General features: G+C 72.3%; 19 protein-coding genes and 2 pseudogenes. 9 read left to right on the top strand and 12 right to left on the bottom strand.

All coding sequences use genetic code 11. From position 1 onward, the window contains the following. Nucleotides 1-39 precede the first annotated feature (39 nt). Nucleotides 40-465, bottom strand: coding sequence for a hypothetical protein (locus QC282_RS01910; protein WP_279547376.1), 426 nt, complete (start codon nucleotides 463-465; stop codon nucleotides 40-42). 647 nt (nucleotides 466-1112) lie between these two features. Between QC282_RS01910 and QC282_RS01905 the strand changes: the two genes are divergently transcribed. The 3 genes from QC282_RS01905 to QC282_RS01895 all read left to right on the top strand — a co-directional run bounded on the left by QC282_RS01905 (nucleotide 1113) and on the right by QC282_RS01895 (nucleotide 3882). Continuing rightward, entirely contained in the window at nucleotides 1113-2324 is a 1212-nt protein-coding gene (locus QC282_RS01905; RefSeq protein WP_279547375.1) for a S8 family peptidase, read from the top strand. 269 nt (nucleotides 2325-2593) lie between these two features. Then, a complete protein-coding gene (locus tag QC282_RS01900) occupies nucleotides 2594-3391 on the top strand; it encodes a VOC family protein (RefSeq protein WP_279547374.1) in 798 nt (265 codons plus the stop codon). A 239-nt stretch (nucleotides 3392-3630) separates the two neighbouring features. Continuing rightward, entirely contained in the window at nucleotides 3631-3882 is a 252-nt protein-coding gene (locus QC282_RS01895; protein ID WP_279547373.1) for a hypothetical protein, read from the top strand. Between the two features lie 180 nt (nucleotides 3883-4062). Here the strand turns inward: QC282_RS01895 and QC282_RS01890 are convergent, their stop codons facing one another. From QC282_RS01890 to QC282_RS01875, 4 genes are all read right to left on the bottom strand, one after another. Further along, the gene (locus QC282_RS01890) at nucleotides 4063-4899 is read right to left on the bottom strand and encodes a carbohydrate ABC transporter permease (RefSeq protein WP_279547372.1); all 837 of its coding nucleotides are present in this window, start codon (nucleotides 4897-4899) and stop codon (nucleotides 4063-4065) included. Then, nucleotides 4896-5909: a sugar ABC transporter permease gene (locus QC282_RS01885; RefSeq protein WP_279547371.1), complete on the bottom strand. Its 1014-nt coding sequence runs from the start codon at nucleotides 5907-5909 to the stop codon at nucleotides 4896-4898. The genes QC282_RS01890 and QC282_RS01885 overlap by 4 nt, the downstream gene beginning before the upstream one ends. Nucleotides 5910-5911: 2 nt before the next feature. Further along, nucleotides 5912-7207, bottom strand: coding sequence for a sugar ABC transporter substrate-binding protein (locus QC282_RS01880; RefSeq protein ID WP_279547370.1), 1296 nt, complete (start codon nucleotides 7205-7207; stop codon nucleotides 5912-5914). Nucleotides 7208-7290: 83 nt separating this feature from the next. After that, entirely contained in the window at nucleotides 7291-8532 is a 1242-nt protein-coding gene (locus tag QC282_RS01875) for an aminotransferase class V-fold PLP-dependent enzyme (RefSeq protein ID WP_279547369.1), read from the bottom strand. A 215-nt stretch (nucleotides 8533-8747) separates the two neighbouring features. On the opposite strand from QC282_RS01875, the gene QC282_RS01870 reads away from it, so the two are divergent. The 3 genes from QC282_RS01870 (at nucleotide 8748) to QC282_RS01860 (ending at nucleotide 10359) form a co-directional block, all read left to right on the top strand. Further along, nucleotides 8748-9452 (top strand): FadR/GntR family transcriptional regulator, encoded by a 705-nt coding sequence (locus QC282_RS01870; RefSeq protein ID WP_279547368.1) that lies wholly within the window; start codon nucleotides 8748-8750, stop codon nucleotides 9450-9452. A 266-nt stretch (nucleotides 9453-9718) separates the two neighbouring features. After that, nucleotides 9719-10036 carry a hypothetical protein gene (locus QC282_RS01865; RefSeq protein ID WP_279547367.1) on the top strand — a complete coding sequence of 106 codons (318 nt, stop codon included), beginning with the start codon at nucleotides 9719-9721 and terminating at the stop codon, nucleotides 10034-10036. 38 nt (nucleotides 10037-10074) lie between these two features. After that, on the top strand, nucleotides 10075-10359 hold the full coding sequence (locus QC282_RS01860) for a hypothetical protein (protein WP_279547366.1): 285 nt from the start codon (nucleotides 10075-10077) through the stop codon (nucleotides 10357-10359). A gap of 198 nt (nucleotides 10360-10557) precedes the next feature. Here the strand turns inward: QC282_RS01860 and QC282_RS01855 are convergent, their stop codons facing one another. The 4 genes and pseudogenes from QC282_RS01855 to QC282_RS01840 form a co-directional block, all read right to left on the bottom strand. Beyond that, on the bottom strand, nucleotides 10558-13104 hold the full coding sequence (locus tag QC282_RS01855; RefSeq protein ID WP_279547365.1) for a DEAD/DEAH box helicase: 2547 nt from the start codon (nucleotides 13102-13104) through the stop codon (nucleotides 10558-10560). Between the two features lie 190 nt (nucleotides 13105-13294). Beyond that, complete coding sequence (locus QC282_RS01850) at nucleotides 13295-14674, bottom strand: deoxyribodipyrimidine photo-lyase (RefSeq protein WP_279547364.1); 1380 nt, start codon at nucleotides 14672-14674, stop codon at nucleotides 13295-13297. A gap of 532 nt (nucleotides 14675-15206) precedes the next feature. Then, nucleotides 15207-15305: pseudogene (locus tag QC282_RS01845) on the bottom strand (sugar phosphate isomerase/epimerase); the annotation flags it as partial. Between the two features lie 298 nt (nucleotides 15306-15603). Next, nucleotides 15604-16188, bottom strand: coding sequence for a TetR/AcrR family transcriptional regulator (locus tag QC282_RS01840; protein WP_279547363.1), 585 nt, complete (start codon nucleotides 16186-16188; stop codon nucleotides 15604-15606). A 138-nt stretch (nucleotides 16189-16326) separates the two neighbouring features. On the opposite strand from QC282_RS01840, the gene QC282_RS01835 reads away from it, so the two are divergent. Beyond that, nucleotides 16327-17193, top strand: a complete 867-nt coding sequence (locus QC282_RS01835) for a class I SAM-dependent methyltransferase (RefSeq protein ID WP_279547362.1) — start codon at nucleotides 16327-16329, stop codon at nucleotides 17191-17193. A gap of 78 nt (nucleotides 17194-17271) precedes the next feature. On the opposite strand, the gene QC282_RS01830 is transcribed toward QC282_RS01835, so the two are convergent. Then, the gene (locus tag QC282_RS01830; RefSeq protein ID WP_279547361.1) at nucleotides 17272-17919 is read right to left on the bottom strand and encodes a class I SAM-dependent methyltransferase; all 648 of its coding nucleotides are present in this window, start codon (nucleotides 17917-17919) and stop codon (nucleotides 17272-17274) included. A 243-nt stretch (nucleotides 17920-18162) separates the two neighbouring features. Between QC282_RS01830 and QC282_RS01825 the strand changes: the two genes are divergently transcribed. After that, on the top strand, nucleotides 18163-18498 hold the full coding sequence (locus QC282_RS01825) for a metalloregulator ArsR/SmtB family transcription factor (protein ID WP_279547360.1): 336 nt from the start codon (nucleotides 18163-18165) through the stop codon (nucleotides 18496-18498). After that, nucleotides 18498-19187 carry a cation transporter gene (locus tag QC282_RS01820; RefSeq protein WP_279547359.1) on the top strand — a complete coding sequence of 230 codons (690 nt, stop codon included), beginning with the start codon at nucleotides 18498-18500 and terminating at the stop codon, nucleotides 19185-19187. Before QC282_RS01825 ends, QC282_RS01820 begins: the two co-directional genes overlap by 1 nt. Nucleotides 19188-19591: 404 nt before the next feature. On the opposite strand, the pseudogene QC282_RS01815 reads toward QC282_RS01820, so the two are convergent. Beyond that, nucleotides 19592-19858 (bottom strand): annotated as a pseudogene (locus tag QC282_RS01815) (hypothetical protein); the annotation flags it as partial. A gap of 277 nt (nucleotides 19859-20135) precedes the next feature. Continuing rightward, entirely contained in the window at nucleotides 20136-20636 is a 501-nt protein-coding gene (locus tag QC282_RS01810; protein ID WP_279547358.1) for a fibronectin type III-like domain-contianing protein, read from the bottom strand. Nucleotides 20637-20769: the final 133 nt, after the last annotated feature.

The raw sequence follows: 20769 nt of genomic DNA, 5'->3' as shown, positions 1-20769 counted from the left end.
GTCGCCGGGGCCGTCGCTCTGCGCGGGCGTGCGCCCGCGTCAGATGCGCCCGCCGGTGAGCCGGGTGATCGGCCCGTGCGTGTGCCGTGCCGAGCGGCGTCCCACGGCGTACGAGGCGGCGGTCACGGCAGTGAGGCCGGCACCGACGCCGGCGGCGACGGCCTTGCGGCCGGCGATGACCGTCCAGGCGGTCCTGGCCGTGGACGCGACCTGACCCGAGGCCGTGACGATCGCCTTGCGGCCCGCCTCCACGCCCTTGGCCGCGGTCTGCGCGGCACCGGACGCCGTGTCGGCCGCGCGTTCGGCGCCGGACCTGGCGCCCGACTTGGCCTCACCGGCCTTGTCGGCGGCGTCCTTGGCGGCGCGCGAAGCGGGAGCGGTCGCCTTGTCCGCGGTTCGACGGGCCTTGGACCGCGCCGTCGCCGTGGATGTCTGCTGATTCGTGTTCTTGTTCTCTTCAGTCATGGAGACCGGCTTGCCTCTGACCGCGCTACCAAACACGTGAAACCCCGTCACTTGCGCGGAGCGACGAAGCGGTCGGGACGCCGGCGAGCGAGGAGGGGTGCCGGACCCGCCCGCGCGCCGTGGACGTCACCCGGTCGGCGCAGTATGTCCGCGCACCGCCCGGGCACGCGCACCCGTACCGGAGCGGTCACCCTCCGCCGGTCCGGGACCGGGGCGGGGCTGCGGCAGGAAACCCCGAGCCGGCTGCGGCCCCCTTCCCGGTCCACGCGTCCGCCTCGGCGAAGGCCCACGGCGCGGCCGACGAGGCGTAGGTCCCGCGTCGGCAGGGCGCGTTCGCCCACGCCCCCGTGTCCGAAACACGCCCTCTCGATCCTGTGAAACGTCGGGTGTGTGAGGGTCGGGTGAGGGGATCGTCACAGATTTCGCGCGCGCAGTGGTTCGACTGTCAACCAACATGATCACCTGGGCCTTTGCGTGATGGTTGGCTCTGACATGGGCGGACCGTGTGGAGATGTGTCCGGACGCCGATCCGGTGGCCGCGCAGGGGGATTGATCTGACCGCGACAACTGGTGAGTCTTCTCGTCAGCCTCCGCACAGCACTGTGCCGGAGGTCAATCCCCCCACACTGACGAGGAGATCCCTCTTCATGACGACGCATCACAGGCGTGTCGGCACACTGAAGCTCACCACCGCGATATTCGCGGTGACGGCCACCACCGCGGCCGCCCTCATCGGGGCATCGCAGGCCCAGGCCGACGAACCCGCCCAGGGCACGGTGTACGGCCTGAACGCCGAAGGAGCCGTCGCCGGCAGCTACATCGTGGTCCTCGACGAGAAGACGACGCCTGGCGAAAAGAAGGACCTGGCCCAGCAGTACGGCGGCAAACTCAGCCGATCCTACGGAGCGGCTGTCGACGGCTTCGCCGCGAGCAGCCTGACCGAGACCGAGGCGAAGCGCCTCGCGGCCGACCCCGCCGTCAGCACCGTGGTCGCCAACCGCACGCTCCACACGACCGCCACCCAGGACAACCCGCCCTCCTGGGGCCTGGACCGCATCGACCAGGCGGACGCGGCCGGCGACAGCAAGTACTCCTACCCCGACAAGGCCGGGGAGGGCGTCACCGCCTACGTCATCGACACCGGCGTGCGCGTCACCCACCAGGACTTCGAGGGCCGGGCGAGCCACGGCTACGACGCCGTCGACAACGACGACACCGCCGACGACGGCAACGGGCACGGCACGCACGTCGCCGCCACCATCGCCGGAGCCGCGCACGGGGTGGCCAAGAAGGCGAACGTCGTCGCCGTGAGAGTCCTGGACGACAACGGCTCCGGAACCACCGAGCAGGTCATCGCCGGCATCGACTGGGTCACCCAGAACCACAAGGGACCCTCCGTGGCCAACATGAGCCTGGGCGGAGGCGCCGACCCCGCCCTGGACGCGGCCGTCGCCAAGGCCGTCGCCTCCGGCGTCACCTTCGCCGTCGCGGCGGGCAACGAGTCGGCCGACGCCGGGCAGGGGTCGCCGGCCCGGGTGCCGGAGGCCATCACCGTCGCCTCCAGCACCAAGGACGACGCCCAGTCCGACTTCTCCAACTTCGGCCAGGTCGTGGACATCTACGCGCCCGGCTCCGACATCACCTCGGCCTGGAACGACAGCGACACGGGCACCAAGACCATCTCCGGCACCTCGATGGCCTCCCCCCACGTGGCCGGTGCCGCCGCCGTGTACCTGGCCGGTCACCCCGACGCCGCTCCGGCGGACGTGGCGACGGCGCTGACCGGTGCCGCCACCGCCGACAAGATCAGCAACCCCGGCGCCGGTACGCCGAACAAGCTGCTGAAGGTCACCGAGTAGCACGCGTCCCGCACACCTGAGCCACCGTGCGGCAGGGGCCACAGAGGAAACGATCCTCTGTGGCCCCGACGTCTTCGGGTCTCGCCCGCGGTCCGGGCTGCGCCGTACTCCGGCGCACTCCGGTGCACACCGGCTGAGGACCCGCGGCGGACACGCGGAGGTGGCCGACCCGGTGGCCGGGCGCGGTGCCGTGTGCGCGAGGCCGACGGGCGCGTGTCAGTGCCAGGTGCCAGGCTGAGGCCAAAGAGGATCAGCGAAAGGACATCGCGGTGATCACCACTGACTTCGCTCCCGGCTCCCCCTGCTGGCTCGACCTCGGCGCCCCCGACGTCCGGGCCGCCGCAGCCTTCTACGGCGCGGTCCTCGGATGGGACTACGAGTCCATGGGGGAGGGGGAGGACACGGAAGGCGGGATGTTCCGGAAGGACGGCAAGACCGTCGCCGGGCTCGGCAAGCTCACCGAGGAGGGCGCGCGGTCCGCCTGGATGATCTACTACAGCGTCGCCGACGCGGACGCCACGACCCAGGCCGTGGAGCGCGCCGGCGGCACCGTGCGGGTGCCCCCGACGGACCTCGACGAGTGGGGCCGCATGGCGCAGTACAGCGACCCGCTGGGGGGACAGTTCGCCGTCTGGCAGGCGGGCACCAACAAGGGCGTCGATCTGGTGGACGCCCCGGGCTCGCTGTCCTGGACCGAGCTGTACACGAGCGACGCGGCTGCCGCGAAGGAGTTCTACGGCAGCGTCTTCGGCTGGCAGTTCGGCGACATGTCCCTGCCGGGCGGCGGGGGGACGTACTCCCTCATCACCCCGGCCGGGCTGCCGGAGGAGCGGATGCACGGCGGTCTGATGCAGCTCCGTGAGGAGGACCTCGCGCTGGCGGGCGGGCGGCCGTACTGGCACCCGGTCTTCGCCGTCACCGACTGCGACGAGGCCGTCGCCGAGGTCACGGCGCGCGGCGGCAGCGTGCAGATGGGCCCGGAGGACGCGGAGGGCGTCGGCCGCATGGCCGTCTGCCTCGACCCGTCGGACGCGGACTTCGTCGTGCTCAAGCCGGCCCAGGGCTGAACCCCGGCGCGGAGCGGGGGCTCCCACCGGTCGCCCGGGGGAGGGCCCCGTCCGCCGACGGCCAGGGGGATTCGCCGGCCGCCCGTCGTGCGTCGGCCCACGGCCGAACGCTCGGCAGGATTCGCGAGCCTTTGGGCGGGGCCCGGCGTCCCCCGCGTGGCCGCCGCTGGTGGCGGTCGCCGGCCGTGCTGGTGACGCTGGTACGGCACCGGTGGCAAAGAGACGCGTAGGAGATCCTCATGAAGATGTCGTCCCAGCTCCTGGTCGCGGCGCTGACCGTGACGGCGTTGTCCGCCGGGACCGCGCAGGCCGCCGGGCTTCCTGCCCAGGACCTCACCGCCCGCGGCACCGCGCAGCTGCCCGCCGACGTCTCGGCACGGGACTGCGTCCAGGGCGGTGGCATGATCATCGTCGCCGCGAGCGGGGACGGGGCGAACTCCTTCACGAAGCGCTGCCAGGGCGGGACTCACGACGGCGAGACGATCACCTGAGGCGAGCTGCTCGGCGCAGCGGCAGTAAGTGTCTGAGGCCGCGACGGGGCGCGGTGCGGCGCCGGCGCAGACCGCCGGCTCCCGGCCGTGACGCCTGCCGCCGGTGCGACACGGCCGGGCGGTGCGTCGGCGAACTCGTCCGCCTCCGGCGCCCTCGACGCCGCTCGCACCGCCGGCCCTTCAGCCCTTCACCGCCCCCGAGGTGAGGCCCTGGACGATGTGGCGGCTGGCGAAGGCGAAGAGGATCATCGTGGGGAGGATCGTCAGTACCGCCGCCGCGGACATCGAACCCCAGTCGATGTTGAAACTGGAGATGAAGCCGTTCAGGGCCGTCGGTACCGTCTTGTTGCCGTCGCTGTTCATCAGCGTCACCGAAAGGAACAGCTCGTTCCAGCAGTTGACGAAGTTGAAGATGAACGCCGCCACGATCCCCGGACGCATCACCGGCAGGAGCACCCGCACCAGCGCCCCGAACCGGGAGAGGCCGTCGATCATGGCGGCCTCTTCCAGCGCGTCGGGGATGTTCTGGAAGAAGCCGCGCAGCATCACCGTGCAGAACGGGACGCACACGGCGATGTAGACGAGTACGAGCCCGAGACGGTTGTCGACCAGCCGCAGGTCCGTCATCAGCAGGTAGAGCGGCCCCAGCGCGATGAAGGACGGGATCATCTGCGTGACCAGGGCAGCCATCAGCAGAGCGGACTTGGTGCGGAACTCGAAGCGTGCCAGCACGTACGCCGACAGCGTCGAGATCGCCGTGGCCACCACCCCGGCGACGGTCGCGACGACCAGGCTGTTGACGAGGTAGGTGCCGAAGTCCGCCGTGCCGAACAGGCCTTGGTAGTTCTCGAACGAGAACCGCTCGGGCCAGTAGGCGATGGGGAAGGTGAAGATGTCGCCTGGCGCCTTGAGCGAGGTGACGGCGATCCAGTAGAGGGGGAAGAGGGAGAAGACCAGCCACAGGCCGAGGAACGTGAACTTGGTGGCCCGGCCGACGGTGGTTTCCTTGCCGGTCATGACCGCATCCCTCGCTTTCCGGCGCCCCGGGTACGGACCGGGCGCTCCCGCGTGGCCAGCAGGAAGAACACCGCGAAGACCAGCAGGACGGCGACCACCAGGAGGCCGAGCGCGGAGGCCTTGCCGTAGTCGCCCTGCTGCGTGATCTTGATCATCCAGGTGGTCACGATGTGCGTCTCGTCGTTCGGCCCGCCCCCGGTCATGCCGAAGATCAGGTCGGGGAAGTTGAAGATCCAGATGACCCGCAACAGCACGGTGAGCGCCAGCGTCACGCGGATGTACGGAATGGTGATCTGGAACAGCGTGCGGGCCTTGCCGGCACCGTCGATCGCCGCCGCCTCGTAGAGCTCGTCGGGGATCGACTGCAGCGCCGCCAGAATCATGATCGCGAAGAAGGTGACGCCGTACCAGACGTTGGCGATCAGCACGGCGATCATCGCCGTCTGCGGATCGGCCAGCCAGGCGATCGGCTCGTCGATCAGCCCGGCCTTCTGCAGCAGGTCGTTGACGACGCCGAACTCGCTGTTGAACAGCCAGCGGAACAGGATGCCGATGAGGAACCCGGAGATCGCCCAGGGGAAGAAGATCAGGGCCTGGTAGAGACCGCGGAAGCGGAACCGGCGGCGCAGCCAGAGCGCGATCGCGAATCCGATCACCAGCTGGGGCACGATCGAACCGACCACCCACAGCGCGGTGTTGCCCAGCACCGTGCCCCATGCCGGGTCGGTGAAGACGTCACGGAAGTTCCGCAGTCCCACCCACGAGGTGTCGGTGAGGTCCGTCAGATTCCAGTTCCGGAAGGCCATCTGGCTGCCGGCGATCATCGGGTAGTACGTGAAGACGGCCACGAACACCGCCGCCGGTGCCATGAAGGCGGCGATGACCAGGCCCCGTCGGGTGGTGAACTCCCGCCTGCGGCGGCCCCCTTCCCGTGGGGCGCCACCCCCGCGCGAGGGCGGCGCCGTCCGGGACTTCGACGTCGAGGAGGGTGTGGTGGAAGCGGCGGGCATGGCTACTTCTTCCACTTCTCGGTCCAGTAGGCGTCCCAGCCGGCCAGCAGTTCCTTCGGCGACAGCTTGCCGAGGATCATCTTCTGCACGTCGGTGTCGGCCCGCTGCTGCCACTGCGCCCACCAGGCCACACCGCGCGGCTGGGTGACGACGAGGTACTTGTCCGGGTTCTCCGTCATGGTGACGTAACTGGCCCACGGCCCGGTCCGGTAGAACTCGTCCTCGGCCGCCGACTTCAGGATGGGCACCAGGCTGTTCTTCTTCGTGAACGCCGTCGACGCCTTGCCCTCGGAGAGGAACTCGACGAGCTTCACGGCCTCGGCCTTGTGCTTGCTGCCGTCCGCCACACCCCACCCGGCGGTGGCCAGCGGCTGCACGGTCTTGCCGCTGGGACCGGCCATCAGCGGGGCGGTGCTCCACTGCCCCTGCTCGATCGACTCGGACTCCGAGACGGTGGCGATGACCTCGGGGTCCTGGAGCAGGAACGCGGTGGAGCCGTTGGAGAAGCCCTCGACCATCTCCGGGTAGCCCCAGGCCACCGACGACTTGGGCGACGCCTGCCGGAACAGCTTGAGGTAGGTCTCCATGGCGTCGAGCGCCTCGGGCGCGGAGAAGATCGTGCTGCCGTCCTTCAGCAGGTAACCGTTGGCCGGGTCGATCCGGTCGGCGACATACGCCTCGATCGCGGCGGTGGCGTTGCTGTGCGCGTTGGCCCCGCCGCGGAAGGCGTAGCCGTACCGGCGCTCACCCGGCTCGTGGAGGGCGGAGGCCTGCTCCAGCAGTTCCTCCCAGGTGGCCGGCGGCTTGTCGAAACCGGCCTTCTCGATCAGGTCGGTGCGGTGGAAGAGGCTCAGCCCGTAGAAGCCGTAGGGGACGAAGTACGTCCTGCCCTTGTCGTCCTCGGAGGCGGCGACGGCGTTCTCGGTCAGGTCCTCCCAGCCCTTCCAGCCGGCGAGGTCCTTCTTCATGTCGTACAGCCAGCCGTTGTTCGACCACGGGCCGACGGTGATGTCCCGTACCTCCAGGACGTCCACGCCGCTGCCGGACTGGAGCATCTGCTGGATCTTCTGGTCGGCCTGCTCGGTGGGCGGGGAGACCAGATTGACCTCGATCTTGGGGTTCTGCTGCTCGAAGTCGGCTATGAGGTCCTTCAGCAGGTCGGTGCGGGCGGGGTTGGTGAGGCTCTCGACCATGTTGAGGGTGACCGTTCCGCCCTCACCGGGGCTCATGGTGGAACAGCCGGTCAGAGCCATCACGGCGGCTGTGCCGAGCGCGAGGGCTGCCGTCCTTCTTCTCATAGTGCTGACCTCTTCCTTGATCCGTACGGGGATGACGGCGGCGCGGCGACGCGCGGCCGGGGGAGGGGGCGGGGGTGCGCGGGCTAGTGCGCGCGGTGCTGCCCGGTGGTGGCGCGGGCCCAGTCGCACAGGACGGGAACGCAGCGTTCGGCGAAGTACTCGTAGTCCTCGGCGGTGTTGTAGACATGGGCGGACAGCCGCAGATAGCCGACGCCGCCGAAGCTGGTGAACGCCGCCTCCACGCCCAGTTCGCCGGCGGCCCGGTCGCGCAGCGCGTCGGCCGCCACACGGCTGTCGGCCAGGCCGTCGGGCAGCCGCACCAGCCGCATGCCGGGCACGGGCATGCCGACGTCGACGGACGCGTCGGCGCCGGTCCGTTCGGCGAAGGCGGTGCCCACGATCCGCTCGGCGTAGCCGGCCAGGTCGTCCATGTACCGGCGGGCGGTGGGCCAGCCCCAGGTGCCGTCGATGAAGCCCAGTGCCGTCGTCGCGGCCAGGTAGTTGGTGGCGTCGAGCGTGCCCTGCTGGTCGAAGCGGTCGGGATAGGGGTCGGCGGCACCCCACGAGTCGATCAGCGGATACAGCCCGTCCCGCAGCGGACCGCGGGCCACCAGCGCCGCGGTGCCGCGCGGCGCGCAGCCCCACTTGTGCAGATTGCCCGCCCAGAAGTCGCACGTCAGTCCGTCGAGGGGAGCGGGGATCAGCCCGGGCGCGTGCGCGCCGTCCACGAGCAGCGGGACACCTCGCCGCCGCGCCTGCGCGCCGATCCGCTCCACCGGCAGCCGGCGGGCGGTCGCCGAGGTGATCTGGTCGACCACGACGAGGTCGGTGGCCTCACCCACTTCGGCCATCACGGCCTCGTACGCCCGCTCCGCGTCGGCGTCCAGCGGCACCCGGGCGGTGCGCACCCGGCCGCCCCAGCGGCGCGCCAGGCGCTCGGCACCCATCGTCACGGCGCCGTAGCCGTGGTCGGTGACGACGATCTCCCCGCCGTTGCGGCGCGTCAGCCCGGCGTACACGACGCTGACCCCGGCGCTCGCGTTCGGCACCAGGGCGAGGTCGCCGGGGTCCGCGCCGAGGAAGGCCGCGAGGTCGACCCGGGTCGCCGCGAGGCGTTGCGGCAGGGCGGGGAACCACACCACCGGAGCGCTCTCCATCTGCCGGCGCAGCTCGTGCTGCCGCTCCTGGGCCGCCAGCGGTACGGCACCGAACGAGCCGTGGTTGAGGTGGCGCAGGGCGGGGTCCAGCGACCACGCCCGCGCTGCCGGCCGGCCGTCGGCCAGCAGCAGGGGACGCGGCGCGGTGGTGACCTCGGTCTCGCTCACGCGACTCCCCTCTCGGAAGCGAGGGACATCAGACCTCCAAGCAGAGACATATGATGACTCGGGATGGTGGCATGCAGTTTTCGGCCATGACAAGCCCTCTGCAGGGAAAGAAGTCGGATGACTTACGCCTGACACATCACAGACATCACATCTCTCGGCTCGCTACAGTGCTCCGTGGGCAGGCGGTGCCGCCGGTCCGGCAGGGGAGGAATCGGATGTCCGCAGTCGACAAGGCGTTCCACGGCCTACGGCACATGATCGCCACGGGGCGCCTGGGCGCCGGGGAGCGCATCCCTCCGGAGGCGGACCTCTGCGAGGAACTGGGCGTCTCCCGCGGCTCGTTGCGCGAGGCGGTACGCATGCTCGCGGCCCTCGGAGTGATCGAACCGCGGCACGGCTCCGGCACCTACGTCTCCCAGCTCAGACCCGAGGACCTCATCGGCAGCCTCTCGCTGACCCTCCAGCTCCTGCCGCTGCCCGGCCTGCTGGAGGTGTACGAGATCCGGCGGGTCCTGGAGGCCCACACGGCGGCCAAGGCCGCGGCGCGCGCGACGCCCGAGACGATCCGGGCCCTCTTCACGCTCATCGAGTCGATGGAGGCCACCGACGACCCCGCCGAGGCCTCGGAGCTCGACCACCGCTTCCACGCCGAGATCGCCCGGGCGGGCGGCAACCCCACCCTCGCCTCACTGCTCGCGGTCTTCCGCGCACGCTCGCGCAAGTACCAGGTGTTCACCCTCCCCGAGGGCCCGGAGCTGCGGCGCAAGAGCGACGCGGACCACCGAGTCCTGGCCACCGCGATCGCGGACCGCGATCCGGGCGCGGCGGCGGGCGCGGCCGAGGCCCATGTCGCCCAGACGGAGCGCTGGCTGCGCGCGCTCATGCCTCCCGTCGAGGAGGACGACGGCACCGGAGGCTGACGGCGCCGCGGCCCGTCAGGGCCTTGCGGTGCCGGCCCACTCGGTGCAGCTGGGGTTGTCCGAACACGGTGGCGTGCGACGGACGCGGCTCGTCCGGGTCGTAGCCGGGCGGCAGCTCCGGGAGCGGGGCGGCGGGTGACGTTTCTCCGGGGGCCGGGCGGATCCCACCGCCGCTCGTCAGGCCGGACACGGTGTTCGTGCCCCGTGCGCGTGGCCGGTGCACGGCGTTCTGGACGGGGAGCCGGCCGTGCCCCACCATGGTTGTCATGAACACGACTCACAGGGCGGGTGTCGCCCTCGCCGTGACCGCCGTCCTCTCCCTGAGCACAGCCGGTGTCGCGAACGCGGAACCGACCGTGCCCCAGCACGCGGTCATCGTCTGCGACAGCGCCAGCTTCTACGCGAACTACGACAGCGCGTCAGGTCCGGTCGGCCTCAAACGGATCCTGCTGCGCGGTGACAAGGTCGGGCACACGCGCGGCGCCCACCCCGTCTACAACGGCTGGGCCGCCACCTTCGACTTCGGGCCCAACGACTGGGGCTTCGTCCGGCAGGAGTGCCTGGGCGGCTTCGGCTCCTGGTGACCGACGACCAACGACTCGACGACGGAAGGGAACACCCCGTGATCCGCAAGAGCAGGCTCGCCACCCTCGCCGTGGCCGTCGCCGCGCTGACCGCCGTGGCCACCGGCCCCGCCGGCGCCGCCGACGGCACCGTGGGCGAACGCGAAACCGTCTGTGCCCAGGACCTCTTCGTCCGCGTCTCCGCACCCCACGGGGCGTGGATGGGCACCCTGCACCGAGGACAGACCTTCCTGGTCGAACAGGCCGGCGGAGACTGGGTCTACGGCTTCGCCTACGGAGACATCAACCGCCGGGGCTGGGTGCAGAACGGCTGGTTCTGCTGAACACGCCGGGCGCCCGGGCCCGGCACACCTGACCAGCGGGCGCCGCCCGGAGGAACCGTACCGGGCGGCGCCGTGCGCGCTCCGGGCGTCGCACCACGTGCCCTCGGAGGGGAGACGGCCCCGGTCACCGATAGCGTCCCGCGCCCTCCCGGTACGCCGCCGTGCCGTTGCGCCCGCCGGGCATGTCCCCTCGTGGCGCTACGGGCGGCCGGTTCGAAGACCTTGCGGATCGCCGGTTTCGGGGGGCGAGGCCCAGCGCATGCCGAGAGCGGTGAGTTGTCGTGCGCGTTGCGGGGGCAGCGACGCGGCCCGGGTGCGCTGGTTGCTGATCCAGGCGCCGAGTTTGACGTCCCGCTCCTCACCCTCGCCGGTCACGACGGTCTCCACGTGTTTCCTGGGAACCTGCAGATGTCCCTCGCGTGCGTGGAACTGCCGGGCGGCGGCCAGGTTGAGGGCCCACCGGTCGTCCTGGGTGCGGCGCGGGCGTGGCTTCTCGTCCTCGTCGGCGGGCCCGATGCCGAGCACGTGCTCCAGCATCCACTGCTGCACGCCGCTCAGCCTGTCGAAGCCGAGCCGCTGCGCCCGCACCCACCGCCCGAGGTCCTCACCCTGGCGTACCGTCCCGCCCGGCACCGTGGGCAGCGTCCCGCCCTCTTCCAGGTGCAGGCGGGTGAGGTGGAAGGCGCGCTGCCATTCCACGGGCCAGGCCGGGCACCAGGCGGGGTCGATGTCCTCCAGCTGCTCACGCCGCTCCTGCGACAGCGCCCCGGTCCGCGACCCGACGGGCAGCCCTTCGGCGCGACGCTGCTCGATCTCCCGCGCCCTCCTGGCGGCGGCCCGCTGGTTCTTCAGCCAGATGCCGATCCTGTGTCCCTGGAACGTGGCGTCGAGCGGGGCCAGGAGGTGCCCGTGCTCGGCGGCCCACCCGCGCGCCGCCGTGAGGCCCTCCTCCCAGGAGACGTCGTGGTGCGACCAGACCATGCCCAGCTTCTCCAGCTGCGCGACGCGGTCCCCGGCCAGCGTGCCACGGGCGTGGAAGCGGCGGGCGTCGGCGATCCACTGGCCGAGCGGGAAGCCCGCGAGCGGGGCCGGCCACCCCTCCGCCCCCGCCTCCTCACCCTGCGGGACGCGGTACGTGAACGGCACCCGCAGATCGCCGTACGTACGGGTGTAGACGACGGCGGCTTCGACGCCGCGCCGCCAGTGCTGGTGCTCGGGGTCGAGCACGCGCAGGTTGATGAACGCCGCCAGGTGCGCGGGGTCGCGCGGCGTGGAGAACTTCAGCAGCGCCCGGGCCGGGCCGCTCACGCCACCCACGGCCCCACCGGCTTCGCCCTCACCACCCGCTTCGCGGCCCCGGGAGGAGCGGCTGGGCGCCTGCGGCTCGGCGAGCTGTTCCACGATGCGGGCGTCGTGCGCCCGGAGCGCCTCCAGAAGCTTCGCGAGCCCCGCGTACGCCCGGGAGGTGAGCATGCTGTCGGGCGTCTCTCCGGGCCCGAGCAGCACCGGCACGACCAGGGACGCGACCTTGCCCTCGCCGGGCCGCATCCGCAGGGCACGGCCGACGGCCTGGACGAGGTCGGGCATGGAGCCGCGCACGTCGGCCCAGTACACGGAGTCGCAGTTCTTCGTGTCGACGCCCTCGCCGAGGACCCTCACCGACCCCAGGAAGCTCTTGTCCACGGGGGTGCCGTCCGCCGCGGTCCCGTCGGCGAACCGTGCCAGGACGTGCCGCCGGTGCTGCGGGCGGTGCTCCCCGCACAGCCAGTCCGCCCAGACCACCCCCGGATACGCCTCCGGGTCCGCGGCGTGCAGCCCCTCCGCGACAGCCGGGAGGCCGGCCGCGAACGCCTCGGCCTCCCGTACCTGATGGTGAAAGACCAGCGTGCGCCTCAGCCCTTCCTCGGCCGACGCCTTCACCAGTGCCGTCTGCAGCGCGGCAAGCCGTGCCCCGCGCACCTCGTCCGACCGCCCCTCCACACCGAGCAGCACGGCGGCCTGGAACTCCGTGTCCGTGACATCCACGCACACCACCTGATACGGCGCGCAGATCCCCCGGTCGATGGCCTCCGACAGCGTCAGCGTGTAGCACCGGGCGCCGAACGGCCCGTCCGCGTCGTCCTCCATGGAGGCGACCAGCTCACCCGGCGCGCCCTGCTGCCCGTCGCCCTCGTCCAACTGCCACAGCCGCGGCGTGGCGGTCATGTACAGGCGGCGCAGGGCCGGAATCCGCGTGTTGTCGTGGACCACCGCCCAGGGCTTCCCGATCCGGCCGGACGTCCGGTGCGCCTCGTCCACCACGATCAGGTCCCAGCCCGGCAGGCCGGCCCGGTGCGCGCGCTCCAGGGTGCCCAGCCCCAGGGAGGCGTAGGTGGCGAACACGGTGACCTTGTCGAACGGGCGCACCCAGGAGACCAGCTCGTCCACGTCCGTGGTGTTCGGAAAGGAGGCCTCCGCCCCGCGCAGGGACGAGACGCCGATCACCGGACCCGTGCGGCCTCCCTCGCGCCATGCGGCCTCGGTCTGCGCGAGGAGGTCCAGCGAGGGGACGAGCACCAGCACCCGGCCCGCGTGAAGCTCCTCCGCGCTCCGGGTGGCGACCAGGGTCTTCCCGGTTCCGGTCGCCATGATCACCTGGGTGCGCAGTCCGTGCTCGGGCACCGTCCCGCCGGCGGGGACCTCCAGGGCACGGACCACCGCGTCCACGGCTTCCCGCTGGTGCGGCCTGAGTACCTTCGCTGCCACGGTGAGTCCTTCGTCTGGGCGGGCCGGTGTTCAGCAGGTTAAGGGCCGCCCGGTAAATGATCTACGACGGTGCGGGGGCGTCTCCGTCCGTCGCCGGTCTCCCGGGCTCGTTCCCCCGCCGGCTTCCCACCAGCCGAATCCGCCGTTCCGCCGTTCCGCCGTTCTGCTGTTCTGCCGTTCTGCCGTTCCGTCATCCGCGCGCGCGGGCCTCGCGGAAGCGGGCCAGGCCGGCCGCCAGGTCGACGATCGGGTCGGGGTAGTCGACCGCCGCGCGGTCCAGGCCCGCCGGCTGCCACGGCTCGTGCACCGCCGGGCCCGGCAGACCGGCGAGCTCGGGCACCCAGCGCCGGACGTAGGCGCCGTCGAGGTCGTACCGCTTGGCCTGGCGGACGGGGTTGAGGACCCGGTTGGGACGTGTGTCGGTGCCGGTCCCCGCGACCCACTGCCAGTTGAGCTGGTTGTTGGCGAGGTCGCCGTCGACCAGGAGATCGAGGAAGTGACGGGCGCCGACGCGCCAGTCGACGTAAAGGGTCTTGGTCAGGAAACCGGCGGTCAGCAGGCGGGCGCGGTTGTGCATCCAGCCCTCGTGGCGCAGCTGGCGCATCGCCGCGTCGATCACCGGATAGCCGGTCAGGCCCGCCTTCCAGGCGGCCACGTCCGCCTCGGCCTCCTGCGGCGAGCGCCAGTGGTCGTGCCGGGTGCGGTAGTCGGAGCGGGCGGCGTCCGGCCGGGCCGCGAGAACCTGCCGGTGGAAGTCGCGCCAGGCCACCTGCCGTACGAACGCCTCGGCGCCCGGACCTCCCGCTGCGCGCACCCGGTGCACGACCTCGACGGGGGACAGCGTGCCGAAGTGCAGATGGGGCGAGAGACGGGAGGTGGCGTCACCGGCCAGGTCGTCGTGCCGGTCCTCGTACGCGGCGAGCCCGCTGCGCAGCCACGCCGCCAGGCGCTCGCGACCCGCGGTCTCGCCACCCCGGGCCAGCCCTTCCGACAGGCCCGACAGGCCGGCGCGCGAGGGCAGCGGCTCGGACGCCACGCCGTCCGGGACCCGTACCGCGCGCGGTGCGCCGAGGACACCGCGCAGCGGCTGTCCGGACCACTGCCGGAAGTACGGCGTGAAGACGGCGAAGTGGTCGGACGACGCCGGTGTCACGCCACCCGGCGGCACCACAGTGGTCACCGTGTCGTGGACGTGGAGTCGGCGCCCCAGCGCTTCGAGGGCCCGCCGCAGTCCTTGTTCGCGGTGGTGGGCGTAGGCACCGACCCCGGACGCCATGTGCACCTCGGCGGCGTCCGCCTCGGTCACCACCCGGCACACCTGCTCGACGAGGTCACCGGAGCGGACGACGAGGCGCCCCCCGCGCTCGCGCAGTCCCGCGTCCAGGTCCCGCAGGCAGTCGGCGAGGAACGCCAGCCGGTTGGGAACGGCGAACCCCGCGGCGTCCACGGCCCGGTCCCGCACGAACAGCGGCACCACCTGTCCGGTGCCGTCGCCGCCGCAGCCGGCCAGCAGCGGCGGATGGTCGTGCAGCCGCAGGTCCGCGGTGAACAGGACGACCGAAACGTTCATGGTGCGCACTCCGTGAGGAGGATGAGGGGACCTTGTGAGACCTGAGGAGACATGCATCGGCCCTCGGTCCTGCGGTGCGGTGCGGCGCGTGCGCCGGGCGAGTGCGTCTGCCCGTTCCATCATTGCTTCCCCCGGCCGCGCCGTACCTGATGGGAGGGCTTCTCTAGGCCGATCGCGTGCCAGGAACGGACGACCCGCGGCGGAGCACTGCGGAGGCGGCGACGGAGTGCGCCGTGCGGGCGGACGCTCCGGGCGGCGATCTCCACACCTAGGAGCCCGTTGACGCCGGGCCGGGCCGGGTTCACGGACGGGCAGCCGAGCGCGCCGAGCAGCCGGCCCGGCCGGTCGACCTCCGAGTCGTGGTCGGGGGGCCCGTCCCTCGGCGGGCCCGCAGGTACGACGAGGAAGACGTGCGTGCTCCGTACTGACCGGCTACCCGCCCGGGTGACCTCCACAGCGCCGGTGCGGTGCGCGAGGGGCCCGCCCTCGTGGCGGGAGCGGGCCCCTCGGGGAGCGCGGGACGGTCCGGCCAGGCCGTCAGCTCCTTGCGGATGCGTTCCAGCATGAACGCCGACGACTCCCGCGCCCGTTCCTCCCAGGCGAAGACGCACGCGGTGGCCACGCCGTCGAACGGCTGGGCGCGCCCCATTCCCTGGTTCACCGTGGGCTCGTGGGACAACAACCAGACCGCGGGCACTCGCCCGTTCCTGACCTTCACGAACGGGTCGACCTGGTCGATGCCCGCCGCCCGCAGCGCCCAGACCACCAACGTGGACTGGGCACCGGTGCGGAACATCCTGCCCTGCTGACCGGACGTACGGCCTTCGCGCGACACCCGTGCGAAGGCCGTACGTCCGTTTCGCGCGCGCCCGCCGCGACACCGTGCCGCCGTCCTCATCCGGACACGGCGCTGACCGAAGAGGGAGAACCTAGCCGTCCACCAACGCCGCCACCAGGCGCGTCATGGCGGGCCGTGGGTCAGGGGTGCCGGGCCAACTGGTCAGCAGGAGGTGGTGGGCGGTGCCGACGATCGCCAGAGCCACGCTGCGCGGATCCACGGTCCGCGCCACCCTGCCGAGCTCTTGTTCCGCCTCCAGGTAGCCGGTGATGGACTCCTGGATCGCCGTGAAGCCCGGTGCCCCGCCTGCCAGGGCCGTGCGGACGCGCGACGCGGCGGCAGGACGAGCCATGGCCAGGCCTGACAGGGCGGGGCCGCCGGAGGCGAACAGCGCGAGGACGACGGCGTCGAGATTCCGCGCCACCGTGCCCTGCCCGGCGAGCCCCGGCAGCGCCTCCGCCTTCGCCGCCGTCCGCGCGAACCGGTCGAGGCAGAGCTCGGCCACGAACTCGTCGAACCCCGCGAAGTGCGCGTGCAGCAGCCCTTTGGCGCAGCCCGCCTCGGTGGTGACGGAACGGCTGGTGAGTGCGCCGGGACCGTCCCTTTCCACGACGCGCTCGGCAGCCGAGAACAGCCGCTCGCGCACGTCCGGCGTCGCTACTCCGCGCGGTGACATGTGCCTCTCTTCCGTCCTGCCGCCATCGCCCGCAGGGGGGCGAACTCCTCGGATGGTAGCGGGGATTGCCAGTATGGGCGCATGCCCATACAGTTTGGGCGCACGCCCATTCTCCGTTGTCCCAAGCAGGAGGCACCCGTGCCGGACGTCGTCAACACCGAGCAGGAAAAGGCGTGGAACGGCCCGGAGGGCGCCCACTGGGCGCGCCACCAGGACCGCTGGAACGCCGTGAACGAGGGCTTCAACGAGCCGCTGCTCGAAGCCGCCGCGATCACCGGGACCCACCGGACCCTCGACCTCGGCTGCGGCTCCGGGCAGACCACGCGGCTCGCCGCGCTCCGTGCGCCCCGGGGGAGCGCGGTGGGCCTCGACCTGTCCGGCCCGATGCTGGCTCAGGCGCGGGCCCGCGCGGAGGAGGAGGGCATCGCCAACGTCTCCTTCACACGAGGCGACGCGCAGGTGTACGCCTTCGAGCCGGGCACGTTCGACGCGGCGATCAGCCGCTACGGGGTGATGTTCTTCACCGATCCCGTGGCGGCGTTCGGCAACATCGGTCGGGCGCTGCGACCCGGCGGACGCCTGGCGTTCGTCTGCCCGGCCGACGCCATGCTCAACGGCTGGGTGACGGCGATGGCGTCACTGCGTGACATCCTGCCGCTCGGCGACTTCGGCAGGCCGGGGACGCCCGGCATGTTCTCCCTGGCCACCCGGGACCGCATCCACGACGTCCTCACCGCGGCCGGCTTCACCGACATCACCGTCGGCCGGGCGCAGGCGTACGGGGTCTGGGGGCGGGGAGCCGAGGACGCGGCGGAGTTCCTGCTGGCAACGGGCCCTGGCCGGCACCTGATGGAACAGGTCGACGCGGCGACACGGGAGCGTGCCCGCCGCACCCTGACGGACCAACTGCGCGATCACGAGGGGCAGGACGGCACGGTCCGGCTGCGCAGCACGTCGTGGCTGGTCACGGCAGACCGCCTGGCCACTCCGTCGGACAGGCCTTAGGTGCTGCGCGGCCGCCGAGCCGTCCGCTTCCCGACGCTTTCCGCGGCGTCCGGCTCGCGTCCGGCCGGGCGGCCTCCGTCAGGCTTTGCGGGCGAGGAGGTGAACCTCCCGGAACTGCCGCCGGTCGGTGGGCTGGGGCTCGCGGACCATCCGGGCGGCCTCGGCCAACCCGGTCTCGCGCAGCATCGCGGCGAGGTGATCGGGCCACCACCGATAGGCCGGCGCGACGGCGTGATCGAAGACCTGCGTCGGGTGCGCGGCATCATCGCTCGCCGAGAAGCCGATGAGAAGGTGACCGCCGGGTGCCAGCACACGATGGAACTCCGCCAGCAGGACGGGGAGTCGCGGCGGCGGGGTGTGAATGATGGACCAGCGTGAGAGTACGCCGCCCAGCGCGCCGTCGGCGATGTCCAGCGCGGCCATCGAGCCCACGTCGAACCGCAGGTCAGGACAGGCCCGTCGAGCCAGCTCGATCATCGCGGGAGAGGCGTCGACACCGAACGCCTCCAACCCCGACTCGGCCAGGTGGGCGGTGATGTGGCCGGGCCCGCACCCCAGGTCCGCGACCTGGCCGTTCCCGCTCGCACGCACGACCTCGGCGAAGGCACCCAGGATCGCGCGGTCCAGGGGACTGTCGCGCAGCGAGTCGCGGAACAGCTCCGCATAGGTGGTGGCAGCGGCGTCGTAGGCCTCGCGGGCGGTGCTGAGGGCATCGTGTTCGACCATGCTCGCGACAGTAGTTGATCCAGCAGCACACGGGCGCTCCGGAAGGCCGTGAGGCGTCTGTGCTCGCCGCGGCAGCCGTCGGCAGTGAGTGGCCCGTCGCGCCAGAGGCCGACGGGACGGCCGGGTGGGTGGATGCGGTACGCGGATCTCCCGCGAAGGGCGTCGGGATCGTGCGGCGCCGCGCACGGTCTCGACCCGCTGTCCACGCTTTCCTGAATTCAGGATCGTATGTACTCTCGAACGGTGCTGACCATCGCTCCCGAGGTCGAGGTGCTCGCGCGCTTCGGCCGCGCTCTCGCCGACCCCATCCGCTGCCAGCTGCTGCTGGCCCTGCGCGACGCTCCCGCCTACCCGTCCGACCTTGCCGACAGGATCGGCGTGTCCCGGACCCGGTTGTCGAACCACCTGGCCTGTCTGCGCGACTGCGGCCTGGTCGTCGCGGTCCCCGACGGTCGGCGCACCCGCTACGAGCTGGCCGACGAACGCCTCGGCCACGCGCTCGACGACCTGCGCACCGCCGTGGTGGCCGTGGAGACCGACCGCGGGTGCCCGGACGCCGCGACCGAGGACTGCTGCTGATGACCGCGACATCCCTCGGGCCGTCCCCGGCCCGGCGTGACGCGCTCACCCGCCGGATACGCCTGCTGGTCACGGCCACGATCGCCTACAACGTCGTCGAGGCCGTCGTCGCCCTCACCGCCGGCACCCTCGCCTCGTCCACCGCGCTGATCGGTTTCGGGCTGGACTCGGTCATCGAGATCTCCTCGGCCGCCGCCGTCGCCTGGCAGTTCTCCGCCCGCGACCACGCCGCCCGCGAGGCCCGTGAGAGGACCACCCTGCGGATCATAGGCGTCTCCTTCTTCGTCCTCGCCGCGTACGTCACGGTCGAGTCGATCCGGGCGCTGGCCGGCCCCGAGAGGGCGGAGCACTCCACGGTCGGTATCGTGCTGGCCGCTGTCTCCCTGGCCGTCATGCCCTTCCTCTCGGCCGCCCAGCGGCGCGCCGGACGTGAACTCGGGTCCGGCTCCGCCGTCGCGGACTCCAAGCAGACGCTGCTGTGCACCTACCTCTCCGCCGTGCTGCTCGCGGGGCTCCTCGCCAACAGCCTCTTCGGCTGGTCCTGGGCCGACCCGGTCGCCGCCCTCGTGATCGCCGCCGTCGCCGTGAAGGAAGGCCGCGACGCCTGGCAGGGCAAGGGCTGCTGCGCGCCGGCCACACCGACCGCCGCCGTGTGCGGCTGCCGACCGGGATGCGACTGCTGCTCCTGACCACGCGCCGTCACCGGCCCCGCCGCGAGCCGCCTGCGGCCCTTTGAGCCGGGCGGCCACCGCGTCAAGAAGTCCGCAGCGCAGGCCGCGGGCGATACGCCCCGTACTTCGAGCCGTACTTCGAGACCGCTTCTTCGGGGACGGGACGCCGTCAGGTCGGGCGTGAGCCCGGCGAGCCGACCGGCTCGCCGGGTGGAGTGCTGCCACAGCCTGCCCGCACCGCAAGCCGGGTTCCTCTCGCATCGCGGGCGGCGGACACGGGTCCTTCGAGGCGTGCGCATCGCCCCGTCGCCCCGTCGCCCCGTCGCCCCGTCGTCACGTGGGCGCGGCACGCGGCGCCGGGCCGCGCCGAGCCGCGCCGGGCGCCGCGGGCGTCGGCGCAGGCGGGCGTGTGGTGGTGACATGGCCGCTCGGTCCTCGCGGATCTCGCTCACGCTGGCGAGGAGGGTGCCTTCCGACTGCTCGTAGTGGGACAGGGCGAGGCCGAGGCCGAAGAGCGTCGGCGCCCATTCGCCGATGAAGATTCCCCACCGGTCGGCGCGGGCGATGCCGGCGCCGGGCTCGGCCTTGAGGGACGTCATCCAGGTGGCGACGGAGAGGCCGATGGACGCGAATGCGGCCATGTAGGCGTGCTCGCTCCGCATCCCCATCTCGTGCAGCTTCTTGATCATGGCTATCCCTGGGGTGTGAGGGGTCGGGATCTCCTTCCAGGGTCGCCCGGACGGGGGAGCCCTGCATCTGGAGCCAGGCTCCCACGTACCCCGGGCCTCGGGGCGGTCGTCCGCGCATGGGCCGCGCATGGGCCGCTCATCGTGACGTTTCGCGTGCCACGCTTGGGCGTCCTGCGTCCTGCGTCCTGCGTCCGGTGCCCGGGCCGGTGCCGGTGCCCGGGCCGGGGCCGGGGCCGCCGTCCGCCCGCCGCCGGTGTGCGGGCGGACGGCGGCGGGATCAGGGCCTGCCGAGCGTGATCTCCCGGGCTCGGGTGGTGTGCGAGGAGGCGCCCACGTGCGCGGTGAACGTCCCGGACGGAGTGCGCCACTCGTCGCGCGCGCTGTCCCAGTACTGGGTCAGGTGCCGCTCGGCGATCTCGCGGGCGGAGAGGTGGACGGTGACCGTCCTGCTCTGGCCCGCCTGCAGCGTCACCCGCTCCCAGGCGACCAGCCGAGGCGCCGGCTCACCCGCGCTGCGGGGCAGCTCCAGGTAGACCTGGGGGACCTCGGTGCCGGTCCGCTTGCCGGAGTTGGTCACCCGGAACCGCACCGTCAGCCCGTCGTCCCCCGAGTCGCCCGACGCGGAGACCTTGAGCCCGAAGAGCGCGAAGTCGGTGTACGACAGTCCGTGGCCGAACGCGAACAGCGGCTGTTCGCCCTGGGCCTGGTAGCAGCGGTAGCCGACCTGGAGACCCTCGCTGTAGTCGACCTGGCGGATGGTCTCGCCCTCGGCGCGCACACCCGGGTACTGCGCGGGGGTGTTCGCCGGCTGCTGCGACTCAGCGCTGGCCGAACTCCAAGGTGCAGCAGGCGCACTTCACCGCCGTGCGGAGGCTGTTCTCCGGTGACGCCTCCGTCGGGGAAGCGCTGAA

This window comes from Streptomyces sp. DH24 (assembly GCF_029813775.1).
GTDB lineage: Bacteria > Actinomycetota > Actinomycetes > Streptomycetales > Streptomycetaceae > Streptomyces.
This window is presented reverse-complemented; position numbering and strand designations above follow the sequence as displayed.